The following is a 17,146-nucleotide window of genomic DNA, read 5'->3' as shown; positions in this document are numbered from 1 at the left end:
CCCCCGGCACAGCTCCGACGCGGATCCGGCAGGATCCAGCCCGGCCGCCATCAGGGAGGTTTCTCGCCGATGCCCGGCATCACGCACAATCCGCCGCCGCCCACCGTCGATCCCGGCCTGCTCGCCCCGTTCCAGGACTTCCCCACGGCGACGATCAGCGACTGCCTGGACCGGATGGCGGTCCTGCACGGCCTGCGGCCTTTCCACAGACAGGCCCGGCTCCTCGGGAGGGCGTTCACGGTCCGGGTGCGGGCCGGCGACAACCTCGCGATCCATCAGGCGCTCGAACAGGTCAGTCGCGGAGATGTGATCGTGGTCGATGGCGGCGGCGACACGAGCCGGGCGCTGGTCGGCGAAATCATGAAGGCGATCGCCGAGAGCCGGGGCGTGGCGGGCTTCGTGATCGACGGCGCAATCCGCGATACCGACGCCTTCGCCGGTTCGGACTTCCCCTGCTACGCACGCGCCGCCACGCCCCGGGGTCCGTTCAAGATCGGCCCCGGCGCCATCAACGTACCCGTTTCCGTCGGAGGCTGGACGGTGAGCCCGGGGGACGTGGTGGTGGGCGACGCGGATGGCGTCGTAACCTTCCCGCCCGCGCTCGCGCCGCGCCTGATCGAGGCGGTGCGCGCACACTCTGCCCAAGAGGCCGAGGTGCTCGCGATGATCCAGGCCGGCCGATACGACGGCCGATACGCCCGAGAGTCGGGGGGCTGAAAATCTTCCCCGTGGGGGTGCCTTGATCCGCGGCGAAGCCTTGCGGAGCGGATCCCTCCCGTAGACGATGGCCCATGGACTCCGCACCACTAACCTACGCCATCGGCGACATCCACGGGCGCGCCGACTTGCTCGACACGCTCTTGGAGCGGATCGCCGCCCATGCCGGGGACCGTGACCACCGTCTGGTGTTCCTCGGCGACTACATCGACCGCGGGGCCGACAGCGCTGCGGTGCTGCGCACGGTCAGCCGCCTGAACTGGGCCGAGCCCGAGCGTGTCACCTGTTTGATGGGCAACCACGAGCGCATGCTCCTCGATGCGCTGCTGACGCCCGAGGCAGCCCGGCACTGGCTGTATAACGGCGGGGACGCCACCCTCGACTCGTTCGGTGCCCGCGACCCCAGCGGGCTGCCGAGCGATACCCTCGACTGGATCGAAGCCCTGCCGACCCTGCACGACGATGAGGTCCGCTGGTACGTCCACGCCGGTCTGCGCCCCGGCACCGCGGCCTCGGACTCGGACGTGCACGACCGCCTGTGGATTCGGGAGCCGTTCCTCCAGGAGGATCACGACTTCGGCCGGCACGTGGTCCACGGCCACACGCCCCAGCGGGACGGCCACCCGGAGGTGCGCCGGTTCCGGACCAATCTCGACACGGCGGCGGTCTATGGCGGCGCTCTCACGGCCGGCGTCTTCTCGGACGCACAGGGACCGGCGCTTGAGTTTCTACAGGTTCAGGCTGGTGGCTGAAGCGCGCCGCCGAAATGGATACCGGTTCGGCGTGAGCGCGCGCGTCGAGTCGAGGGGGTTGATGTGGTCCCGATCGCATCGCGATCGGGAGCGAATCTAAGCCCGCCGTGCCGGCACCAGTGCGCCCACAGCTCCCACGAGCCAGCCGCCCATGAGGGCGAAACCGCCGATGGGGGCGGCCATCGGGAACAGGGGGCGCTGCAGCCAGGTCCGGACTGACAGGTCGCCGCAGAACAGGATCAGGCCGAGGACGAGCAGACCCGCCGCGGTGCGGGATAGGCCGGGTCGCATCAGACCTCCGGCGGCCAAGCCCGTGAGCGCCAGAATCGCCGGGGCGTGGAACAACAGGAACTGGGCCGCAGTCTTGAGCGAATCCGCCCCCGGGATGTGGGCCGCCGCGGCGCTGAGGGCGACACCGAGCAGGCCGGCGAGGCAGGCCAAGGCCATGAGCCCCCGGTCGATCCTCGAGAGGCTCACGCGCCGCGCTCGATCAGCAGCTTGGCGACGGCTGCGCGCAACTCGGGTATGCCGCGGTCGTCGCGGCTGGAGGTGAGGATCACCTGCGGGAAGGCGGCCGGTCGCTTGGCGAGCCCCGCCTGGATGCCGGCGATGCGGCTCTCGATCTCGCCCTTCTTCAGCGAATCGCCCTTGGTGAGCACGACCTGGTAGCTCACGGCGGCCTTGTCGAGACCGTCGAGCACGTCGGTGTCGATCGACTTGAAGCCATGGCGGGCGTCGATCAGCATGAACACCCGGGCGAGATTGGCGCGGCCCTTGAGGTAGGAATGGATCAGCTTGGTCCAGGCTTCGACCTTGGCCTTCTCCACCGCCGCGTAGCCGTAGCCCGGCATGTCCACGAGGGACATGCGGTCTCCGATCCGGAAGAAGTTGAGCTGCTGGGTCCGCCCCGGCGTGTGCGACGTGCGCGCCAGGGTGTTACGGCCGGTCAGCGCATTGATCAGGCTCGACTTCCCAACGTTCGAGCGCCCTGCGAACGCGATCTCGACGCCCTCCATGGGCGGGATGCGCTCGAGCACCTGGGCGGCCGCGTAGAAGTCGGCGGCCCCGGCGAACAGCAGGCGACCGGCCTCCAGGAGGTCGGCCGCATCGTCGTTGGTCTCGGTCACGGCTTTCCTTGTCGGCCCAGAGCGGCATCCCGGACGGCGGCGGGCGCCCTCCGGGATGCGGTGTCGGTGAAGACCGCGGGCGTCAGCCCTTCGTGGTCGCCGCCGCCTTGGTTCCGCCGCGCCGGAACGTGGTCCGCAGGTTGTCCCACAGCTCCACCTTCACGCCGTTGCGACGCATAATGACGTATTGCTGGATCACCGACAGGGTGTTGTTCCAGGCCCAGTAGATCACGAGGCCGGCGGGGAACGACCCCAGCATGAAGGTGAACACGATCGGCATGAAGGTGAAGATCTGCGCCTGGACCGGGTCCGGCGGCGCGGGGTTCATCTTCATCTGCACGAACATCGTCACGCCCATGATCAGCGGCCAGACGCCGAGATGGACGAAGTCCGGTGCCGGGAAGGGCAGCAGGCCGAATAGGTTGACGATGCTCGTCGGATCCGGCGCCGCGAGATCGTGGACCCACCCGAAGAACGGAGCGTGGCGCATCTCGATGGTGATGAACAGCACCTTGTAGAGCGCGAAGAAGACCGGGATCTGGATCAGCACCGGCCAGCAGCCCGCGACCGGATTGATCTTCTCCTTCTTGTACAGCTCCATCGTGGCTTGCTGCTGCTTCATGCGGTCGTCTTTGTACCGCTCCCGGATGGCGACCATCTCGGGCTGCACGGCCTTCATCTTGGCCATGGACACGTAGGAGCGGTTGGCGATCGGCAGGAACAGCAGCTTCAGGCAGAAGGTGACCACCAGGATCGAGACGCCGAAATTGCCGAAGAGATGGAAGAAGAAATCCAACGCCCGGAACATCGGCTTGGTGATGAAGAAGAACCAGCCCCAATCGATCATCAGATCGAAGTGCTTGATGCCGAGATCCTTCTCGTAGTTGTTGATCAGGTTGACTTCCTTCGCGCCGGCGAACAGGCGCTGGGTCGTCGTCGCCGAGGCACCCGCGTCCAGGTTCACGGCGTCACCGCGGACGCTGGCCTGGTAGACGTTGGTTGCGCCGTCGGTCCGGTCGGTGAAGGCGCCGGTGTAGGGCACGTCCTGGTCGGCCGGCATCACGGCGGCGGCCCAGTACTTGTCGGTGATGCCGACGAAGCCACCGGTCACGCCGTTCCAGGCGCGGCCCTTCGTGTTGGCGCCGCCATAGGCGCCTTCCTTGGCGAGCTTGTCGTAGGTGAATTCCTGCAGGCCGTCGTTGCCGAGATAGCCGATCATGCCCTCGTGCAGGACGTAGTAGCCCTGGGTGTGCGGCTTACCCCAGCGGGAGACCAGGCTGTACGGATAGAGCGTCACCGCGCCCGAGCCCTTGTTCTCGATCTCCTCGCGGACCGTGAACATGTACTTGTCGTCGACCGCGATGATGCGCTTGAAGACGAGGCCGGCGCCGTTATCCCAGGTCAGGGTCACGGGCATGCCGGGCGACAGCGTCTTGCCATCGCTGGACCAGACCGTCTCGCTGCCGGGTAGCGGCCCGGCATTGGCGCCGACCCAGCCGAACTCGGCGTAGTACGGCGCCTCGCTGCCGGCCGGGGAGAACAGCACGATCTCCGGGCTCTTCGGGTCCACGGTCTCGTGGTAGTTCTTCAGCGACACGTCGTCGACGCGGCCGCCCTTGAGCGCGATCGAGCCGCTGAGCGCCGGGGTCTCGATCCGGATGCGCGGCGAGCGGGCGAGCGCCGCCTCGCGCGAGACGGCGCCGGCCTGCCCGGGAACCGTGCCGGGCACGGGCGCGGCGGGCCCGCCCTCCTTGGGCGAAGGCGACGGCACACCGTCCGGGGTCACGCCCGGCGGCTGCTGTTGCTGCTGGGCGGCCTTGTTCTGCGCCTCGATCAGCCGCTGCTGTTCCACCCGCGGGCCGGCCACGAAGTACTGCCATCCGAGCAGCACCAGCAGCGACAGGCCGATGGCCACGAACATGTTCGTCTTGTCATTGCCCATCGGGGACACCGCCGCACGTGTTCGGAGTGGCAACAGGAGCGGCACCGGCCCGTTCGGGCCTGCGCGCGTCCGTGATTCGGAGACCTCTGGCGCGGTCCTGCGACGGATCGATGTCGGGTTCGCGGGACGCAGCAGGCTGCGCGGGCACCCGGCCCGCCTCGCGCTGGAGAGGTGTGGTCTTGGCCGGCCGGCCGCCAGGCTTGCCGGACCGGTCGCCGCGGGAACCGCCGGGGGGCCTCGGCGCGGCCGGGCGCGTCACCGTCGGAATGGCGCGACGCAGGTCCTCTGCCAGGGCCTCGAAGGGCGCAGTCAGGGCCGGGCGGCGGGCGATCAGCACGATGTCGGCCGGCAGCCCGGCCAGATCGCCCGGAAGACCGGAGGCGACCAGGTTCACCGCCGCCCGCAGGCGCCGGCGAATACGGTTGCGTTCGACAGCATGGCCGACGCGCTTGGTGATGGTGAACCCGAGCCGGAGGCCATCCGCCGCTTGCGGATCGCGCAGACGCCCCTGGGCGGTCATGCGATCGGTGTGGAAGCGGCGGCCCTCGGCTGTCGCCAGGAAATCAGGCCGCTTCTTCAGCCGCGCGATCGTCGCCATCGATGGTTCGATCCCGACCGATCTCATAGTGTGTGCCGCATGATGTGTTCGGAAAACCGGATTCCATGTTTCCGCATCATGCACACGCCTCACGGCGCGGCTGCCGCAGCAGGACCGCGCCGGCGAGGGTCCGACCGGCTCAGGCCGACAGGCGCTTGCGGCCGTGAGCGCGGCGACGCGCGATCACCTTGCGGCCGCCCGCAGTGGCCATACGCGCACGGAAACCGTGACGACGCTTACGGACGAGCTTGCTCGGCTGGTAGGTTCTCTTCATGGTTCAGAGCCTTCAAAGGTCGAGGCGCGCTCGTGGGCGGCAATTGCCGCACCCGACCTTCACGCGTCCTGGTTGTCTGCAAACACGAAGGGCGCCCAGGCGGGGCGCCACGTCGCGAGTGGCGGGCTTATGGCGGATGGGTCCCGCGAAGTCAACGTTTCGTGGACCTCTTCCTGGGCTTCAATGACCCTCGAACTGCATCAAAGCACGGACTTCGACGCCCATGTCGCGCAGGCGCTGCGCCCCGCCGATCTCCGGCAGGTCGATGACGAAGCAGGCAGCCACGATCTCGGCGCCGATCTTCTGCAGCAGGTTCACCGCCGCGGTGGCGGTACCGCCGGTGGCGATCAAGTCATCGACCAGCAGCACCTTGTCGCCGGGCTTCACCGCATCGACGTGGATCTCGATCTCGTCGGTGCCGTACTCAAGGGCGTAGGCCATCGAGACGGTCTTGTGGGGCAGCTTGCCCTTCTTTCGGATCGGCACGAAGCCGCAGGACAGCTGGTGCGCGATGGCGCCGCCCAGGATGAATCCCCGGGCCTCGATGCCGGCCACCTGGTCGATTCGCCCGCCCGCGTAGGGATGGACCAGCGCATCCACCGCACGCCGGAACGCCCGCGGGTCGCTGAGCAGCGTGGTGATGTCGCGGAAGACGATGCCGGGCTTCGGGTAGTCGGGAATCGAGCGGATCGATTCCTTCAGCGCGACGTGGCGGCGGGCTTCCATGGGTTCGGGCCTTCCGTGGGGGACGGCGGGCTTAAAGCAGAAGGCCCGGCCCCTGACCAGTTTGATGGCGTCTGCCGGAGGATCAGGCCGCCTGCACCTTCTTGAGGAGGGCGAGCAATTCGCGATGCAGCACCTCGTTGCCGCAGGCCACCGAGCGGGCCGCCAGGGGCTCGGCCGCGCCGTCCGCCGAGGTCACGTAGCCGCCGGCCTCGCGCACCAGGATCACGCCCGCGGCGAAATCGTAGGTCTGGAGGTCGCGCTCCCAGTAGCCGTCGAGGCGACCGCAGGCGACGTAGGCCAGATCCAGGGCCGCCGATCCCATCCGCCGGGTTCCGCCGGCCACCGCCATCACGGCGCCGAGCTCGCGCAGCAGGCGCGGGTGGCTGCCGCGGCCGAGATAGGGCGTGCCATAGCCGACCAGCGCATCGGCCATGTCCTGCCGGCCGGAGACGCGCAGGCGCCGGTTGTTGAGGTAGGCGCCCTTGCCGCGCTCAGCGACGAACAGCTCGTCCTTGATGGGGTCGAAGATCACGCCGGCCACGATCTGGCCCTCCCGCTCGAGCCCGACCGAGATCGCGAAATGCGGCACGCCGTGCAGGAAGTTCGAGGTGCCGTCGAGGGGGTCGACGTGCCAGGTGTGGCTCTTGTCGGTGCCCTCGATGATGCCGTTCTCCTCCAGCACCAGGCTGTAACCCGGCCGGGCCTTGATGAGGGCGTCCCGCAGGGTCTCCTCGGCCTTCCGGTCCGCGGCGGACACGAAGTCGCCCGGGCCCTTTCGCGAGACCTGGAGGTTTTCGACCTCGCCGAAATCGCGGCGCAGGCCGCGCGCAGCCTTGCGCACGGCGTCGACCATCACGGTCATGAGCGGAGAGGAGATCATTTTTTCGCGACTTTTCGGGGATGGATGCTGGCGCCGTGGTTACAGGCCGGCGCCGGAAAAGACGAGCCTGCCGAGGATGGGCGAGGTGGGCCGTTTGTGGTGAGGGCTTCCCGCCCAAGCCGATCGACTCTGGCAGGCACCGTCCTCCTCCCTGAAGCGGGGACTTGCCGGCATCAACATCAAGGTCCGCAGCCAGCGCTCGAGGCGCCACGCATTTCCGCTCCCTGAGCGCGGAGCGGTCAGGGGTGCGGGTGAGGACAGCGTGTTTTGCCGTCCACCTGCCGATGGGTGAACGTTTTAGCCTCTGCGGGGCAGGGAGAGCCGCGTGGGTCCGGCTGCAAGCTCTGACCGCAAAACCCTATTCCGCCGCCTCGACGAACACCGTCCCGGCCCGCGGAAGGTCCAGGGTCTCCCAGGTCTCGGCGAGGGCCGCGGCGAGACGGGCGATGTGGGTCGCGTCGTGGAACGGCGACGGAGTGATGCGCAGGCGCTCGGTGCCGCGCGGGACCGTCGGATAGTTGATCGGCTGGATGTAGATGGCATGCCGCTCCAGCAGGTGGTCGGCCGCGGCCTTGCACAGCTCGGCGTCGCCGACCATCACGGGCACGATGTGGGTCTCGGTCTCCAGAACCGGCAGGCCGGCCTCGGTGAGCGCCGCCTTCGTGGCGGCGGCCTGGGCCTGATGCGCCTCGCGCTCGACGTTCGAGCGCTTGAGGTAGCGCACCGAGGCTCGGGCGGCGGCGGCCACCGCCGGCGGCAACGCGGTGGTGAAGATGAAGCCCGGGGCGAAGCTGCGTACCGCATCGCAGATAGCGGCCGAGGCGGTGATGTAGCCGCCGACGCAGCCGAACCCCTTGGCGAGCGTCCCCTCGATCACATCGACCCGGTGCATGACGCCGTCACGCTCGGCGATACCGCCGCCGCGGGGTCCGTAGAGGCCGACCGCGTGGACCTCGTCCAGGTAGGTCATGGCGCCGTAGGTGTCGGCGAGGTCGCAGATCCGGCCGATCGGCGCGATGTCGCCGTCCATCGAGTAGACCGACTCGAACACGATCAGCTTCGGCCGGTCGCCGGCGGCGCGGAGCAGCTCTTCCAGGTGCTGGAGGTCGTTGTGGCGAAAAATCTTCTTGTCGCAGCCGGAATGGCGGACGCCCTCGATCATCGAGTTGTGGTTGAAGGCATCGGACAGGATCAGGCAGTTCGGGATCAGCTTGGCGATCGTCGAGATGCCCGACTGATTCGATACGTAGCCCGAGGTGAAGACCAGACCCGCCTCCTTCCCGTGCAGGTCCGCGAGTTCCCGCTCCAGATCGACCAGCGGCGAGTTGTTGCCGGCAATGTTGCGCGTGCCGCCCGCCCCGACGCCGCAGCGCGCGGCCGTTTCGGTCATCGCCGAAACCACTTCCTTGTGCTGGCCCATGCCGAGGTAATCGTTGGAACACCACACGGTGATCTCGGCGGTCTTGCCATCCTGCTTCCGCCACTTGGCGGTGGGGAAGCGTCCGGAGATGCGCTCGATGTCGGCGAAGACGCGGTAGCGACGCTCGCCGTGGAGCTGGTCGAGGGCGCCACGAAAGTACCGCTCGTAGCCAGAGCCGGCGCGCGTCGAACCCGCTTGGGCGAGCATCGTGCTGGGCATCCGGGTGACGGTCATCGAGCGTCCTTCGCGTGTGCGGCCGTGCGGTCGGTGCCGGTTCGGCAACCTGATCCCGCGATCAACGTACGGCCTCGGTCCAGTCCTTCGCGTGAGGGCCGCAAGATACGCGCGGATCTGGAACTGGTTCAAGGTAAGGTTCCGGCATCGCTGCCCTGCAGCCGTTGAGAGGCGGGGACGAACTCGCTAACCTCACGGGCGGCCACGGGAGCCCGAACACGCTGTCAGATCCTTGAATCCCGCCATGGCGTCACGCCGAACTGCCTGCCCCGGCGCGGGATCGCGCGGCTCAAGCCTGCGGCGACGAAGGGTCGCGCGATGAGCGCGGGCAAGGACGCGCGGTCCGAGCGCCTGAAGGCGGCACTCCGGGCGAATCTGCGCCGCCGGAAGGCACAGGACCGGGGTCGCGCCGAGACCGGGGGCGCCCCCGACGCGGAGCAGCCCGACCCGCGCGAGACCGATTCTGCCGGTCCAGATTCCGACAAATCCGGTCTATAGGGGACGGCCAAGCCTGGACGCCGCGGCGTCCACCAGGAGAACGGCCGGCCGCGCGCCCATCTGGTGCGCCGCCCGAGGACATACGATGGACCGCATTCACATCACCGGCGGCGCGCCCCTGAACGGCGTGATCCCGATCTCGGGCGCCAAGAACGCGGCGCTGCCGCTGATGATCGCGAGCCTGCTCACCGGCGAGACGCTGGAGCTGATCAACGTCCCGCGGCTCGCCGACATCTCCGCGCTGACGCGGATCCTCGGCAATCACGGCGTCGACCACATGGTGGTCGGCAAGCGCCCCGGGCAGACCACCGAGACCGGCCAGACGATCCGGCTCACCGCCTCGAACGTCATCGATACCACCGCGCCCTACGATCTTGTCTCGACCATGCGGGCGAGCTTCTGGGTGGTGGCACCGCTGCTGGCCCGGTTCGGCGAGGCCAAGGTCTCGCTGCCGGGCGGCTGTGCCATCGGGACCCGCCCGGTCGACCTGCTGATCACCGCCCTGGAGAAGCTCGGGGCCGAGATCGAGATCGACGCCGGCTACGTGGTCGCCAAGACCAAGAACGGCCTGCGCGGGGCCGAGATCGCGTTCCCGAAGGTCACGGTCGGCGGCACGCACGTCGCCCTGATGGCGGCTTCCCTCGCGTACGGCACCACGGTGCTGGAGAACGCCGCCCGGGAGCCCGAGGTGGTCGACCTCGCCGAATGCCTGAACAAGATGGGCGCCAAGATCCGCGGCGCGGGCACGCCCCGGATCGAGATCGAAGGCGTCGCCCGGCTCAACGGCGCGCGCCATGAGGTGCTGCCCGACCGGATCGAGACCGGCACCTACGCCATGGCGGTGGCGATGACCGGCGGCGACGTGATCCTCAAGGACACGCGGGCCGAGCTGCTGCACTCGGCGCTCGACGTCCTGTCGACCACGGGGGCCGAGATCAGCCAGGTCGAGGGGGGCATCCGCGTGCGCCGCAACGGCGGCGGCATCGCGGCCGTCGACGTGACCACCGATCCGTTCCCGGGCTTCCCCACCGACCTGCAGGCGCAGTTCATGGCGCTGATGACGCTGGCCAAGGGCCAGTCGCACATCCGCGAGACGATCTTCGAGAACCGGTTCATGCACGTGCAGGAGCTGGCCCGCCTCGGCGCGAAGATCCGCCTCGAGGGTGACCTCGCCATCGTCGAGGGCGTCGACCGGCTCAAGGGCGCGCCGGTGATGGCGACCGACCTGCGCGCCTCCGTCTCCCTGGTGATCGCGGGCCTCGCCGCCGAGGGCGAGACCCAGATCAACCGGGTCTACCACCTCGACCGCGGCTTCGAGGCGCTGGAAGCCAAGCTCGGGCGCTGCGGCGCGCAGATCGAGCGCGTGCGGGTTTGACGCCAATCTGAGTTCGGCCGAGCGCGCCTTACCGGCCCGAGCCCCCCGGTCCCAGCCTGGGAACGGGCTTGGACCGGGGGGCTCGCTGTGCCTCGTGGTATTCGGGGCACAGCATCCTCGGTCGGATGTGCCGCTGCGAGCCTGGTATGGCCGGGTCGCGAAGGCTCCTTCGGCTCGTCGGCACTCGTGCTGAGCACGATGCCATCGATCCGCTCACCGGAGTGGTCGGATGATGCAGATGGAGACCGTCTCCACTCGGCTTACCGAGACGGTCGAGGACGTCAGGCCGATCCGCATGGCTGACGATCTTCGTTGGGCGCTCGCGGAGATCGATCGCTACGTCGCCGAGGAGCCTGCCGTCGGGACACCCGGCGGCAATCGGTTCGAGGCTCTCTCCATCTTGATCGCAGCCTACGAAGAGCGGACCTTCCCGATCGCCGAGGCCGATCCGATCGAGATCCTGCAGTTCGCCTTCGCCGCTATGGGCCACGCGCCGGCGGAGCTGGGGCACCTGCTCGGCTCGCGGGCACGCGCATCGGAGATCCTGAGCCGGAAACGCCCCCTCACCTCGCCCGGATCCGAATAACAGCGAGGCCTGGCATCTGCCGATCGCGGTGCTGGCGGCGCCCTATCGTCTCGACGACGGCGCCGCCTGAAGTCCGTCAGCCCTCGATCGGCCCAAGCGCGTACCAGAAGCCGGGCATCTCGCAGCCGCCGGACGCGGCGGGACGAGCTCGGCTGTCAACCCCGGCCGTGATGCAGAGGCCGACGCTGCGCCAGCGCCGTTCGTAGCGCGGCCGATCGTCCTCCTCGTCCGGCGGCGGTGGCGGCGGCGGCGGGCGCCGACGCGGGCGGTCGTCATCGTCGTAGGGCGGCGGTGGAGGCGGTGGCCGGCGGCGCCAATCGTCCTCCGGCGGCGGGGGTGGCGGGGGTGGCCGGCGGCGACGGTCGTATTCGTAGCGATCCGGTCCAGGGCGGCCGAACACGTAGACATCCGCGTCGGGACCGACCTGCGCGCGCACCGGGGCGGCGAGCAGCGGCGCCAGGGTCAGGGCAGCCAGTGCCGCGAGCGAGATCCGTTTCACCATCGTCGTCCTGCCTCGAATCGTCTCGGTCGTCCTGAGGGCCCCAGGCAGCGTGATGAGGCCGGATGCCACGGCCGGAACCGCCTTCCCGGATGCGGGCGTTGCCCGAACCCGGTCTGGCCGCTACCTACGCCCTGCCGTGGGGCCGCCGCCGTCGCCCGCGCCTACCTATCCCCGAGGATCCTTTCATGGAGCTGCTCAAGCTCGCCGCCCTCGATACCGAGGATCTGACCGTGATCTCCGCGCACCTCCAGGACGCGATCCTACGCCCGGAGGACCTGACCTACCTGAGCGGCGAGCATCGCTTCCTGATGGTCGTACGGCGTTTCGACTGGACGCCCGACGCCCCGCCGCGGCGGCGGCTGGCCGGCCTGCATGTCGAGCGCGTCCTCAGCGTGAAGACCCGTGGGCTGGCTCCGGGCGACACCACGCCGATGAGCCTGCTCGCACTCACCTTCGAGGCGACCGACTCGCCGTCGGGCCATATCGACATGGTGTTCTCGGGCGGCGCGGCGGTGCGGCTCGAGGTCGAGTGCATCGAGGTCCGGATGAAGGATCTCGGTCCGGTCTGGGAGGCGGTCGCCCGCCCCGGCCACGCGATCGACTCGACGACCGATGCGGTGACCGCCCCCGGCCCGGCGGCCTGAGACAGACGAAAGACATCCGATGGTCCGGCTCGACAGCTCAACCCCGAACTTCGCCGCCGATTTCGCGCGGCTGCTCACCCTGAAGCGCGAGATCGCGGAGGATGTCGACGAGGCGGTGCGCGGCATCATCGGCGAGGTCGTCGCCAGGGGCGACGCCGCCCTGGTCGAGTTCACCCGCCGCTTCGACCGGCTCGGCGCGGACTTCTCCGCCGAGGCCCTGCGGATCACCGAGGCCGAAATCGATGCGGCCGTGGCGTCCTGCCCGGACGAGGCGATGACGGCGCTGCGCCTCGCCGCCGAGCGGATCGAGGCGTTCCACGCGCAGCAGAAGCCCCAGGATCATCGGGCAACCGACGCGCTCGGCGTCACCGCCGGCTGGCGCTGGACGGCGCTGGAATCGGTCGGCCTCTACGTTCCCGGCGGGACGGCGAGCTATCCGTCGTCGGTCCTCATGAACGGCGTGCCGGCGCGGGTGGCGGGGGTGCCGCGGATCGTCATGGTGGTGCCGACGCCCGACAACATCCTCAATCCCCTGGTGCTGGCCGCAGCCCGCCTGTCCGGGGTCCACGAGGTCTATCGGGTCGGCGGCGCCCAGGCGGTGGCGGCGCTGGCCTACGGCACCGCGTCCATCGCCCCGGTCGCCAAGATCGTCGGCCCCGGCAACGCCTGGGTGGCCGCGGCCAAGCGCCGGGTGTTCGGCCAGGTCGGGATCGACATGATCGCCGGCCCGTCCGAGGTGCTGATCCTCGCCGACGGCCATGCCAACCCCGATTGGATTGCCGCCGACCTCCTGGCCCAGGCCGAGCACGACACCGCCGCCCAATCGGTGCTGATCACCGACAGCCCGGAACTCGCCGAGGCGGTGGAAGCTGCCGTCGAGCGCGCGCTGACCACCCTGCCCCGGGCCGAGATCGCCCGGGCGAGCTGGCGCGATTACGGCGCGATCATCCGGGTCCGGGATTTCGACGAGGCGGTCCCGCTGGTCGACCGGATCGCCCCCGAGCACCTGGAAATCGAGACCCAGGATGCCGAGGCGCTGTCGGGCAGGATCCGCAACGCCGGCGCGATCTTCCTCGGCTCCCACACCCCGGAGGCGATCGGCGACTATGTCGGCGGCCCGAATCACGTGCTGCCCACCGCCCGCTCGGCCCGGTTCTCCTCGGGCCTCGGCGTCCTGGATTTCATGAAACGAACCACCATCCTGGCCTGCACGCCGGAGAGCTTGCGGGCGCTGGGCGCGGCAGCGATAACGCTCGGCCGGTCGGAGGGTCTGGAGGGTCATGCCCGCTCCGTCGCGATCCGGTTGAACTTGTGAGGTCTTGGGGATGGCCGAGAAGCAGCGCGGGCCGAACCGCCTCGCCAAGGTAAGCCTGGACGAGGCATCCATCGCCCGCGGCAACCCGGATCAGGAGCACGAACGGGCGATCGCGCTATTCGACATCCTGGAGGACAACGTCTTCGCGATTCCGGGCCGCGAGGGGCCCTACATGCTGACGCTCGGCCTCGTCGAGAACAAACTGTCCTTCGCGATCAGCACGGTGGACGGCGAGCCGGTGATGACGCACCTCCTGTCGCTGACGCCATTCCGGCGGGTGATCCGCGACTACGAGATGATCTGCGAGAGCTACTACAACGCGATCCGTACCGCCTCGCCGTCGCAGATCGAGGCGATCGACATGGGCCGGCGCGGCCTGCACAACGAAGCGTCGGACACGCTCAAGCAGCGCCTCGACGGCAAGGTCGACCTCGACCACGACACGGCGCGCCGCCTGTTCACGTTGATCTTCGCCCTGCACTGGAAGGGCTAGGGCGCCGTCCGGCCCCGAACGGCGATGGTTGAGCCTTTCCCCGAGATCGCCCCGAAGAAGCGGCGGGTCCAGTCGGTCCTGTTCATGTGCAACTTCAATGCGGTGCGCTCGGCCGCGGCCGAGGCGATCGCACGGGCCTATTTCGGCAAATCCACCTACGTGCAGTCGGCCGGCGTGCGCTCGGGCGAGCCCACCGATCCGTTCATGGTCGCGGCGCTCGACGAGGTCGGCATCGACGCGAGCCGGCATCGCCCCCGCACCGTCGAGCAATTGGAGGATTGGGAAGGGCTGAACTTCGACCTGATCATCACCCTCTCGCCGGAGGCGCACCACCGGGCCCTCGACCTGACCCACACGCTCGCGGCCGATGTCGAGTACTGGCCGACGCCGGACCCGACCCTGTTGCAGGACGCCTCCCGGGAGCAGCGCCTGGACGCCTACCGGGACGTGCGCGACGGGCTCACCCGGCGCATCAAGGCGCGGCTGAAGGGCTAGCCGTCATCCGCTCGACCCGCGACAGCAGGCAGCCGGGCCGCGCGGTGTGGACGTTGACGAAGGCCGTGCGCGGATCGCCGAGGGCGCGCAGCAGCGGCGCGTCGATCTCGGCACCGGGACAGGCGTGGCCGAGATCGTACAGGCAGAGATCCGCCGTGTCGTAGGACCGGACCGACACCAGGGTGTTGGCGCGGAGGATCGGTGCGACGACATCCGCCGTGACGAAGCTTCCACAGGACCGCGCGTGCAGGAAGATCGGGCTCGGGGCCCAGTAGATGCCGCGCGGACGCCCAAAATCGTAGGACCCGAGCAGCATCGGCTCGCCCGGATCGGCGCAGCACAGGCATTGCCGACAGGGAAACCCGCTGGCGTCGGTCGCCGTGACCGTCCGCACCGGGTTATCGAAATCGTCGCGCCCGCTCCGGCGGAAGCGCTCCGCGATCTCGGTGCCGATCGGCACGCAGCGGTATCGGGTCATGAGGCTCTCCTGGTCCTCGGAAACCGTGCCGGCTCCGGGGGAGAGAAAGCGTCCCGCTCCTTGCTGCCGATGTCAGGCCGAGCGGGCAAGCAGCACCGGACCCCATGCCACGCCTCTGACACTTCCTGCGACATGTAACACCGTACAAGTCATTCAAAATGCGCAATGTTTCGCAAATCTCTCCAACCGTATATGCTCACAAATCGTATTGTTCCGGGAAAATTCCATGTCGTGCGCTCGAATTGCTGCAGCCTCTGTCTGCGCATTTATTTCTCAATGCGGGCCATCACTTGCTCAGTGGAGCGCTTCGGGCGGATTGTTGAATGTATCGATCACGAAAAGCTGCTCTGAGACGTCCGGCAATATCGCGACGTCCAAATCCGACGGCCTTTTCCTGTGTCCGACCCGGATCAGTCTAGTCGAGTCCCAGGTCAACGGCGCCAGCCACTTCCACATCGTCCATGCCTATGGCCTTCTCGCCATCCGAAACAACTCGGAACGGCTGGCAGATTGCTGGGCGGCCCATCAACTCGCCAACGCGCCCAACGGCCTGCACTACATCAAGCAGTGGATCACGCACTGGAGCAATTACGGTGTGACCCAGTCGACGTTCGGCACGCCTGCACAGAGGATCGCCAATGTCCGGTCGTGCTGCGCCTGCGGTATCTAGCGTCCCAACGCCCTGCCCGGCCCCGGACGCCGGCGTGAGCGATTACTGGGTGGATCTCCGAGCGGCGCCGGATCCAACCCATCACCCCCGGCTGCTGATCAGCCAAGCCCGGAAACGGCTGGCGAGCATCGGCCGGGCTCGGGCGACGTCGTCGCCGTCGAGAAGCGGTGAACGCGCCAGGGCTGCGAGGTAGGCGTCCTCGGCGCTGCGGCAGGCCCGGAACGCGGAATCCGCAGCGAGATCAGGGTCCGTGAGCGCGGCCTGGATCTGGAAGTTGCGGCTGAGGCACTCGCGCCAGCCGGCGTGGCGGATCTCGGTCTCGCCGCCAGCGCGCACAGGCCCGGAGGCGAGCAGCATTGCAGCCAGCAGCAAGGGCGATGCGAGAGAGGCAGGCGACATGGATCGGGCACTCGGTCCGGAGACAGGGTGACGCCGACAAGGTTAGCGGGAGCTTACGATCAGGTGAAAATCCGGCTGTCCGGATGTGTCCCGCGAATGGTCGACGCGGTGCGCAGGACCGGCCCGATCAGCGGTTGGCGGTGGTGACCGGCGAGGTGACGCCGCCGAGCGAGACCCACGCGGTCGCGTCCTGGCTCTCGCGCTTGATGAACACGTAGCCGGTCTTGTGCCACGGCACGATCGCGTTGGTCTTGTTGTCGAGGACCAGGTCGCCGCGGTCGGTGATCAGGGTCAGGACGGCGTGGCCCTCGCCCTTCTCGTCGATCACCACGGTCATGCGCATCGCCCGGCGGGACAGCCCGGCCTCGGCCAGCAGGTGGCGCTTGAGCAGCTGGAAGTCCTCGCAGTCGCCGATGCCGTCCTCGGCCAGGTCCCAGCGGTCGGCGACGTGGAGGTGCTCCATGTCGGTCTTCGGCTCGACCGACTTGTTCACCCGGCGGTTGACCGAGACGATGGCGGCCCAGACCGCCGGGGTCAGGGTGATGCGCGCCGGCTCGCTCCGGTCCACGGCGCATTCCGCCGCGTAGGACTGGCAGAACGTCACCCAAGCTGCGATCGGCCGCGCCGCGCCCTGGGGCTCGGCCCCGATCTGCGGGGACGGCAGGCTGGCGAAGGTCTGGGCCTGCACCGTACCGGCGCCGAGCCCGGCGAAGCACAGAGCCGCCCAGGCGAAGCCGGCCAGGACGCGACGGCTGCGAGCCACCCGACGCAGCGCAGAGCTGGGAACCGAACTCTGCACCATGGAACCCGCGAACCGCATCGCCGTGACCCAACCGTTAAGCTCTCGTTAACGAAAGCTCTCACGCCGGGGGCCCGGCGGCAATCGGCGGATTAACAAAAGGTTAATGCTGTGCGCAACGCGGATGACGTAGGAATTCTCCGACCTGTGGCGCCCGTGCCTGCAGGTCGGTGAGACCCGCGCGAAAACGTGAAGATGTCCAACGGCATTCGCGAGCCGTGA

22 protein-coding genes are annotated in these 17,146 nt (G+C 68.8%); 10 read left to right on the top strand and 12 right to left on the bottom strand.

The window, feature by feature from the left end; genetic code table 11:
- Positions 1–69: 69 nt before the first annotated feature.
- Together AC0IY0_RS24165 and AC0IY0_RS24160 are read left to right on the top strand one after the other, a co-directional pair.
- A complete protein-coding gene (locus AC0IY0_RS24165; RefSeq protein WP_147909870.1) occupies positions 70–717 on the top strand; it encodes an RraA family protein in 648 nt (215 codons plus the stop codon).
- 74 nt (positions 718–791) lie between these two features.
- Complete coding sequence (locus AC0IY0_RS24160) at positions 792–1,469, top strand: metallophosphoesterase family protein (protein ID WP_147940870.1); 678 nt, start codon at positions 792–794, stop codon at positions 1,467–1,469.
- Between the two features lie 96 nt (positions 1,470–1,565).
- Here the strand turns inward: AC0IY0_RS24160 and AC0IY0_RS24155 are convergent, their stop codons facing one another.
- The 8 genes from AC0IY0_RS24155 to hemA form a co-directional block, all read right to left on the bottom strand.
- Positions 1,566–1,916 carry a DUF423 domain-containing protein gene (locus tag AC0IY0_RS24155; RefSeq protein WP_147909881.1) on the bottom strand — a complete coding sequence of 117 codons (351 nt, stop codon included), beginning with the start codon at positions 1,914–1,916 and terminating at the stop codon, positions 1,566–1,568.
- A 26-nt stretch (positions 1,917–1,942) separates the two neighbouring features.
- Positions 1,943–2,596, bottom strand: coding sequence for a ribosome biogenesis GTP-binding protein YihA/YsxC (gene yihA / locus AC0IY0_RS24150; protein ID WP_147909871.1), 654 nt, complete (start codon positions 2,594–2,596; stop codon positions 1,943–1,945).
- Between the two features lie 82 nt (positions 2,597–2,678).
- Entirely contained in the window at positions 2,679–4,538 is a 1,860-nt protein-coding gene (gene yidC, locus AC0IY0_RS24145) for a membrane protein insertase YidC (RefSeq protein ID WP_147909872.1), read from the bottom strand.
- Positions 4,528–5,136: a ribonuclease P protein component gene (rnpA, locus tag AC0IY0_RS24140; protein ID WP_471765858.1), complete on the bottom strand. Its 609-nt coding sequence runs from the start codon at positions 5,134–5,136 to the stop codon at positions 4,528–4,530. Before rnpA ends, yidC begins: the two co-directional genes overlap by 11 nt.
- A gap of 139 nt (positions 5,137–5,275) precedes the next feature.
- Positions 5,276–5,410, bottom strand: coding sequence for a 50S ribosomal protein L34 (gene rpmH / locus AC0IY0_RS24135; RefSeq protein WP_007558110.1), 135 nt, complete (start codon positions 5,408–5,410; stop codon positions 5,276–5,278).
- Between the two features lie 180 nt (positions 5,411–5,590).
- A complete protein-coding gene (locus tag AC0IY0_RS24130; protein ID WP_471765856.1) occupies positions 5,591–6,136 on the bottom strand; it encodes an adenine phosphoribosyltransferase in 546 nt (181 codons plus the stop codon).
- Positions 6,137–6,218: 82 nt separating this feature from the next.
- The gene (locus AC0IY0_RS24125) at positions 6,219–7,016 is read right to left on the bottom strand and encodes an inositol monophosphatase family protein (RefSeq protein ID WP_147909874.1); all 798 of its coding nucleotides are present in this window, start codon (positions 7,014–7,016) and stop codon (positions 6,219–6,221) included.
- 358 nt (positions 7,017–7,374) lie between these two features.
- A complete protein-coding gene (gene hemA, locus AC0IY0_RS24120) occupies positions 7,375–8,643 on the bottom strand; it encodes a 5-aminolevulinate synthase (protein ID WP_419831101.1) in 1,269 nt (422 codons plus the stop codon).
- A gap of 345 nt (positions 8,644–8,988) precedes the next feature.
- Between hemA and AC0IY0_RS24115 the strand changes: the two genes are divergently transcribed.
- From AC0IY0_RS24115 to AC0IY0_RS24105, 3 genes are all read left to right on the top strand, one after another.
- Positions 8,989–9,168, top strand: a complete 180-nt coding sequence (locus tag AC0IY0_RS24115) for a hypothetical protein (RefSeq protein ID WP_419830849.1) — start codon at positions 8,989–8,991, stop codon at positions 9,166–9,168.
- 85 nt (positions 9,169–9,253) lie between these two features.
- Positions 9,254–10,543: a UDP-N-acetylglucosamine 1-carboxyvinyltransferase gene (murA, locus tag AC0IY0_RS24110; protein ID WP_147909877.1), complete on the top strand. Its 1,290-nt coding sequence runs from the start codon at positions 9,254–9,256 to the stop codon at positions 10,541–10,543.
- Between the two features lie 229 nt (positions 10,544–10,772).
- On the top strand, positions 10,773–11,129 hold the full coding sequence (locus AC0IY0_RS24105; protein ID WP_471765855.1) for a helix-turn-helix domain-containing protein: 357 nt from the start codon (positions 10,773–10,775) through the stop codon (positions 11,127–11,129).
- 76 nt (positions 11,130–11,205) lie between these two features.
- Here AC0IY0_RS24105 and AC0IY0_RS24100 read toward each other — a convergent pair whose 3' ends face one another.
- Entirely contained in the window at positions 11,206–11,631 is a 426-nt protein-coding gene (locus AC0IY0_RS24100) for a hypothetical protein (RefSeq protein ID WP_471765854.1), read from the bottom strand.
- Between the two features lie 185 nt (positions 11,632–11,816).
- Here AC0IY0_RS24100 and AC0IY0_RS24095 point away from each other — a divergent pair, with 185 nt between their 5' ends.
- Genes AC0IY0_RS24095 through AC0IY0_RS24080 form a run of 4 tightly spaced genes read left to right on the top strand, consistent with a single transcriptional unit; the run spans position 11,817 to position 14,578 of the window.
- Positions 11,817–12,275, top strand: a complete 459-nt coding sequence (locus tag AC0IY0_RS24095; RefSeq protein ID WP_147910333.1) for a DUF2948 family protein — start codon at positions 11,817–11,819, stop codon at positions 12,273–12,275.
- A gap of 19 nt (positions 12,276–12,294) precedes the next feature.
- Positions 12,295–13,590: a histidinol dehydrogenase gene (hisD, locus tag AC0IY0_RS24090; protein ID WP_471765852.1), complete on the top strand. Its 1,296-nt coding sequence runs from the start codon at positions 12,295–12,297 to the stop codon at positions 13,588–13,590.
- Between the two features lie 10 nt (positions 13,591–13,600).
- Positions 13,601–14,083, top strand: a complete 483-nt coding sequence (locus tag AC0IY0_RS24085) for a UPF0262 family protein (protein WP_147910335.1) — start codon at positions 13,601–13,603, stop codon at positions 14,081–14,083.
- A 24-nt stretch (positions 14,084–14,107) separates the two neighbouring features.
- Positions 14,108–14,578 (top strand): arsenate-mycothiol transferase ArsC, encoded by a 471-nt coding sequence (locus tag AC0IY0_RS24080; RefSeq protein ID WP_147910336.1) that lies wholly within the window; start codon positions 14,108–14,110, stop codon positions 14,576–14,578.
- Here the strand turns inward: AC0IY0_RS24080 and AC0IY0_RS24075 are convergent.
- Positions 14,556–15,056, bottom strand: coding sequence for a DUF1203 domain-containing protein (locus AC0IY0_RS24075; RefSeq protein ID WP_471765851.1), 501 nt, complete (start codon positions 15,054–15,056; stop codon positions 14,556–14,558). The two genes, AC0IY0_RS24080 and AC0IY0_RS24075, sit on opposite strands and share 23 nt — an antisense overlap.
- A 226-nt stretch (positions 15,057–15,282) precedes the next feature.
- Here AC0IY0_RS24075 and AC0IY0_RS24070 point away from each other — a divergent pair, with 226 nt between their 5' ends.
- Positions 15,283–15,726 carry a hypothetical protein gene (locus AC0IY0_RS24070; RefSeq protein ID WP_471765850.1) on the top strand — a complete coding sequence of 148 codons (444 nt, stop codon included), beginning with the start codon at positions 15,283–15,285 and terminating at the stop codon, positions 15,724–15,726.
- Positions 15,727–15,807: 81 nt separating this feature from the next.
- On the opposite strand, the gene AC0IY0_RS24065 is transcribed toward AC0IY0_RS24070, so the two are convergent.
- Together AC0IY0_RS24065 and AC0IY0_RS24060 are read right to left on the bottom strand one after the other, a co-directional pair.
- Positions 15,808–16,125, bottom strand: coding sequence for a hypothetical protein (locus AC0IY0_RS24065; protein WP_471765849.1), 318 nt, complete (start codon positions 16,123–16,125; stop codon positions 15,808–15,810).
- 127 nt (positions 16,126–16,252) lie between these two features.
- Positions 16,253–16,945 carry a transglutaminase-like cysteine peptidase gene (locus tag AC0IY0_RS24060; protein WP_187193416.1) on the bottom strand — a complete coding sequence of 231 codons (693 nt, stop codon included), beginning with the start codon at positions 16,943–16,945 and terminating at the stop codon, positions 16,253–16,255.
- Positions 16,946–17,146 lie beyond the last annotated feature (201 nt).

The sequence above is a fragment of the Methylobacterium sp. AC315 genome, assembly GCF_979253755.1.
This window is presented reverse-complemented; position numbering and strand designations above follow the sequence as displayed.

What these genes read in the sequence shown, in the direction of transcription:
- rnpA (WP_471765858.1), bottom strand. Translation starts at nt 5,136, where the DNA reads ATGGCGACGATCGCGCGGCTGAAGAAGCGGCCTGATTTCCTGGCGACA.
- murA (WP_147909877.1), top strand. Translation starts at nt 9,254, where the DNA reads ATGGACCGCATTCACATCACCGGCGGCGCGCCCCTGAACGGCGTGATC.
- AC0IY0_RS24100 (WP_471765854.1), bottom strand. Translation starts at nt 11,631, where the DNA reads ATGGTGAAACGGATCTCGCTCGCGGCACTGGCTGCCCTGACCCTGGCG.
- yidC (WP_147909872.1), bottom strand. Translation starts at nt 4,538, where the DNA reads ATGGGCAATGACAAGACGAACATGTTCGTGGCCATCGGCCTGTCGCTG.
- AC0IY0_RS24065 (WP_471765849.1), bottom strand. Translation starts at nt 16,125, where the DNA reads ATGTCGCCTGCCTCTCTCGCATCGCCCTTGCTGCTGGCTGCAATGCTG.
- hemA (WP_419831101.1), bottom strand. Translation starts at nt 8,643, where the DNA reads ATGCTCGCCCAAGCGGGTTCGACGCGCGCCGGCTCTGGCTACGAGCGG.
- AC0IY0_RS24105 (WP_471765855.1), top strand. Translation starts at nt 10,773, where the DNA reads ATGATGCAGATGGAGACCGTCTCCACTCGGCTTACCGAGACGGTCGAG.
- AC0IY0_RS24095 (WP_147910333.1), top strand. Translation starts at nt 11,817, where the DNA reads ATGGAGCTGCTCAAGCTCGCCGCCCTCGATACCGAGGATCTGACCGTG.
- hisD (WP_471765852.1), top strand. Translation starts at nt 12,295, where the DNA reads ATGGTCCGGCTCGACAGCTCAACCCCGAACTTCGCCGCCGATTTCGCG.
- AC0IY0_RS24155 (WP_147909881.1), bottom strand. Translation starts at nt 1,916, where the DNA reads ATGGCCTTGGCCTGCCTCGCCGGCCTGCTCGGTGTCGCCCTCAGCGCC.
- AC0IY0_RS24075 (WP_471765851.1), bottom strand. Translation starts at nt 15,056, where the DNA reads ATGACCCGATACCGCTGCGTGCCGATCGGCACCGAGATCGCGGAGCGC.
- AC0IY0_RS24125 (WP_147909874.1), bottom strand. Translation starts at nt 7,016, where the DNA reads ATGATCTCCTCTCCGCTCATGACCGTGATGGTCGACGCCGTGCGCAAG.
- AC0IY0_RS24085 (WP_147910335.1), top strand. Translation starts at nt 13,601, where the DNA reads ATGGCCGAGAAGCAGCGCGGGCCGAACCGCCTCGCCAAGGTAAGCCTG.
- AC0IY0_RS24115 (WP_419830849.1), top strand. Translation starts at nt 8,989, where the DNA reads ATGAGCGCGGGCAAGGACGCGCGGTCCGAGCGCCTGAAGGCGGCACTC.
- AC0IY0_RS24080 (WP_147910336.1), top strand. Translation starts at nt 14,108, where the DNA reads ATGGTTGAGCCTTTCCCCGAGATCGCCCCGAAGAAGCGGCGGGTCCAG.
- AC0IY0_RS24060 (WP_187193416.1), bottom strand. Translation starts at nt 16,945, where the DNA reads ATGCGGTTCGCGGGTTCCATGGTGCAGAGTTCGGTTCCCAGCTCTGCG.
- AC0IY0_RS24130 (WP_471765856.1), bottom strand. Translation starts at nt 6,136, where the DNA reads ATGGAAGCCCGCCGCCACGTCGCGCTGAAGGAATCGATCCGCTCGATT.
- AC0IY0_RS24160 (WP_147940870.1), top strand. Translation starts at nt 792, where the DNA reads ATGGACTCCGCACCACTAACCTACGCCATCGGCGACATCCACGGGCGC.
- rpmH (WP_007558110.1), bottom strand. Translation starts at nt 5,410, where the DNA reads ATGAAGAGAACCTACCAGCCGAGCAAGCTCGTCCGTAAGCGTCGTCAC.
- AC0IY0_RS24165 (WP_147909870.1), top strand. Translation starts at nt 70, where the DNA reads ATGCCCGGCATCACGCACAATCCGCCGCCGCCCACCGTCGATCCCGGC.
- AC0IY0_RS24070 (WP_471765850.1), top strand. Translation starts at nt 15,283, where the DNA reads ATGTCGTGCGCTCGAATTGCTGCAGCCTCTGTCTGCGCATTTATTTCT.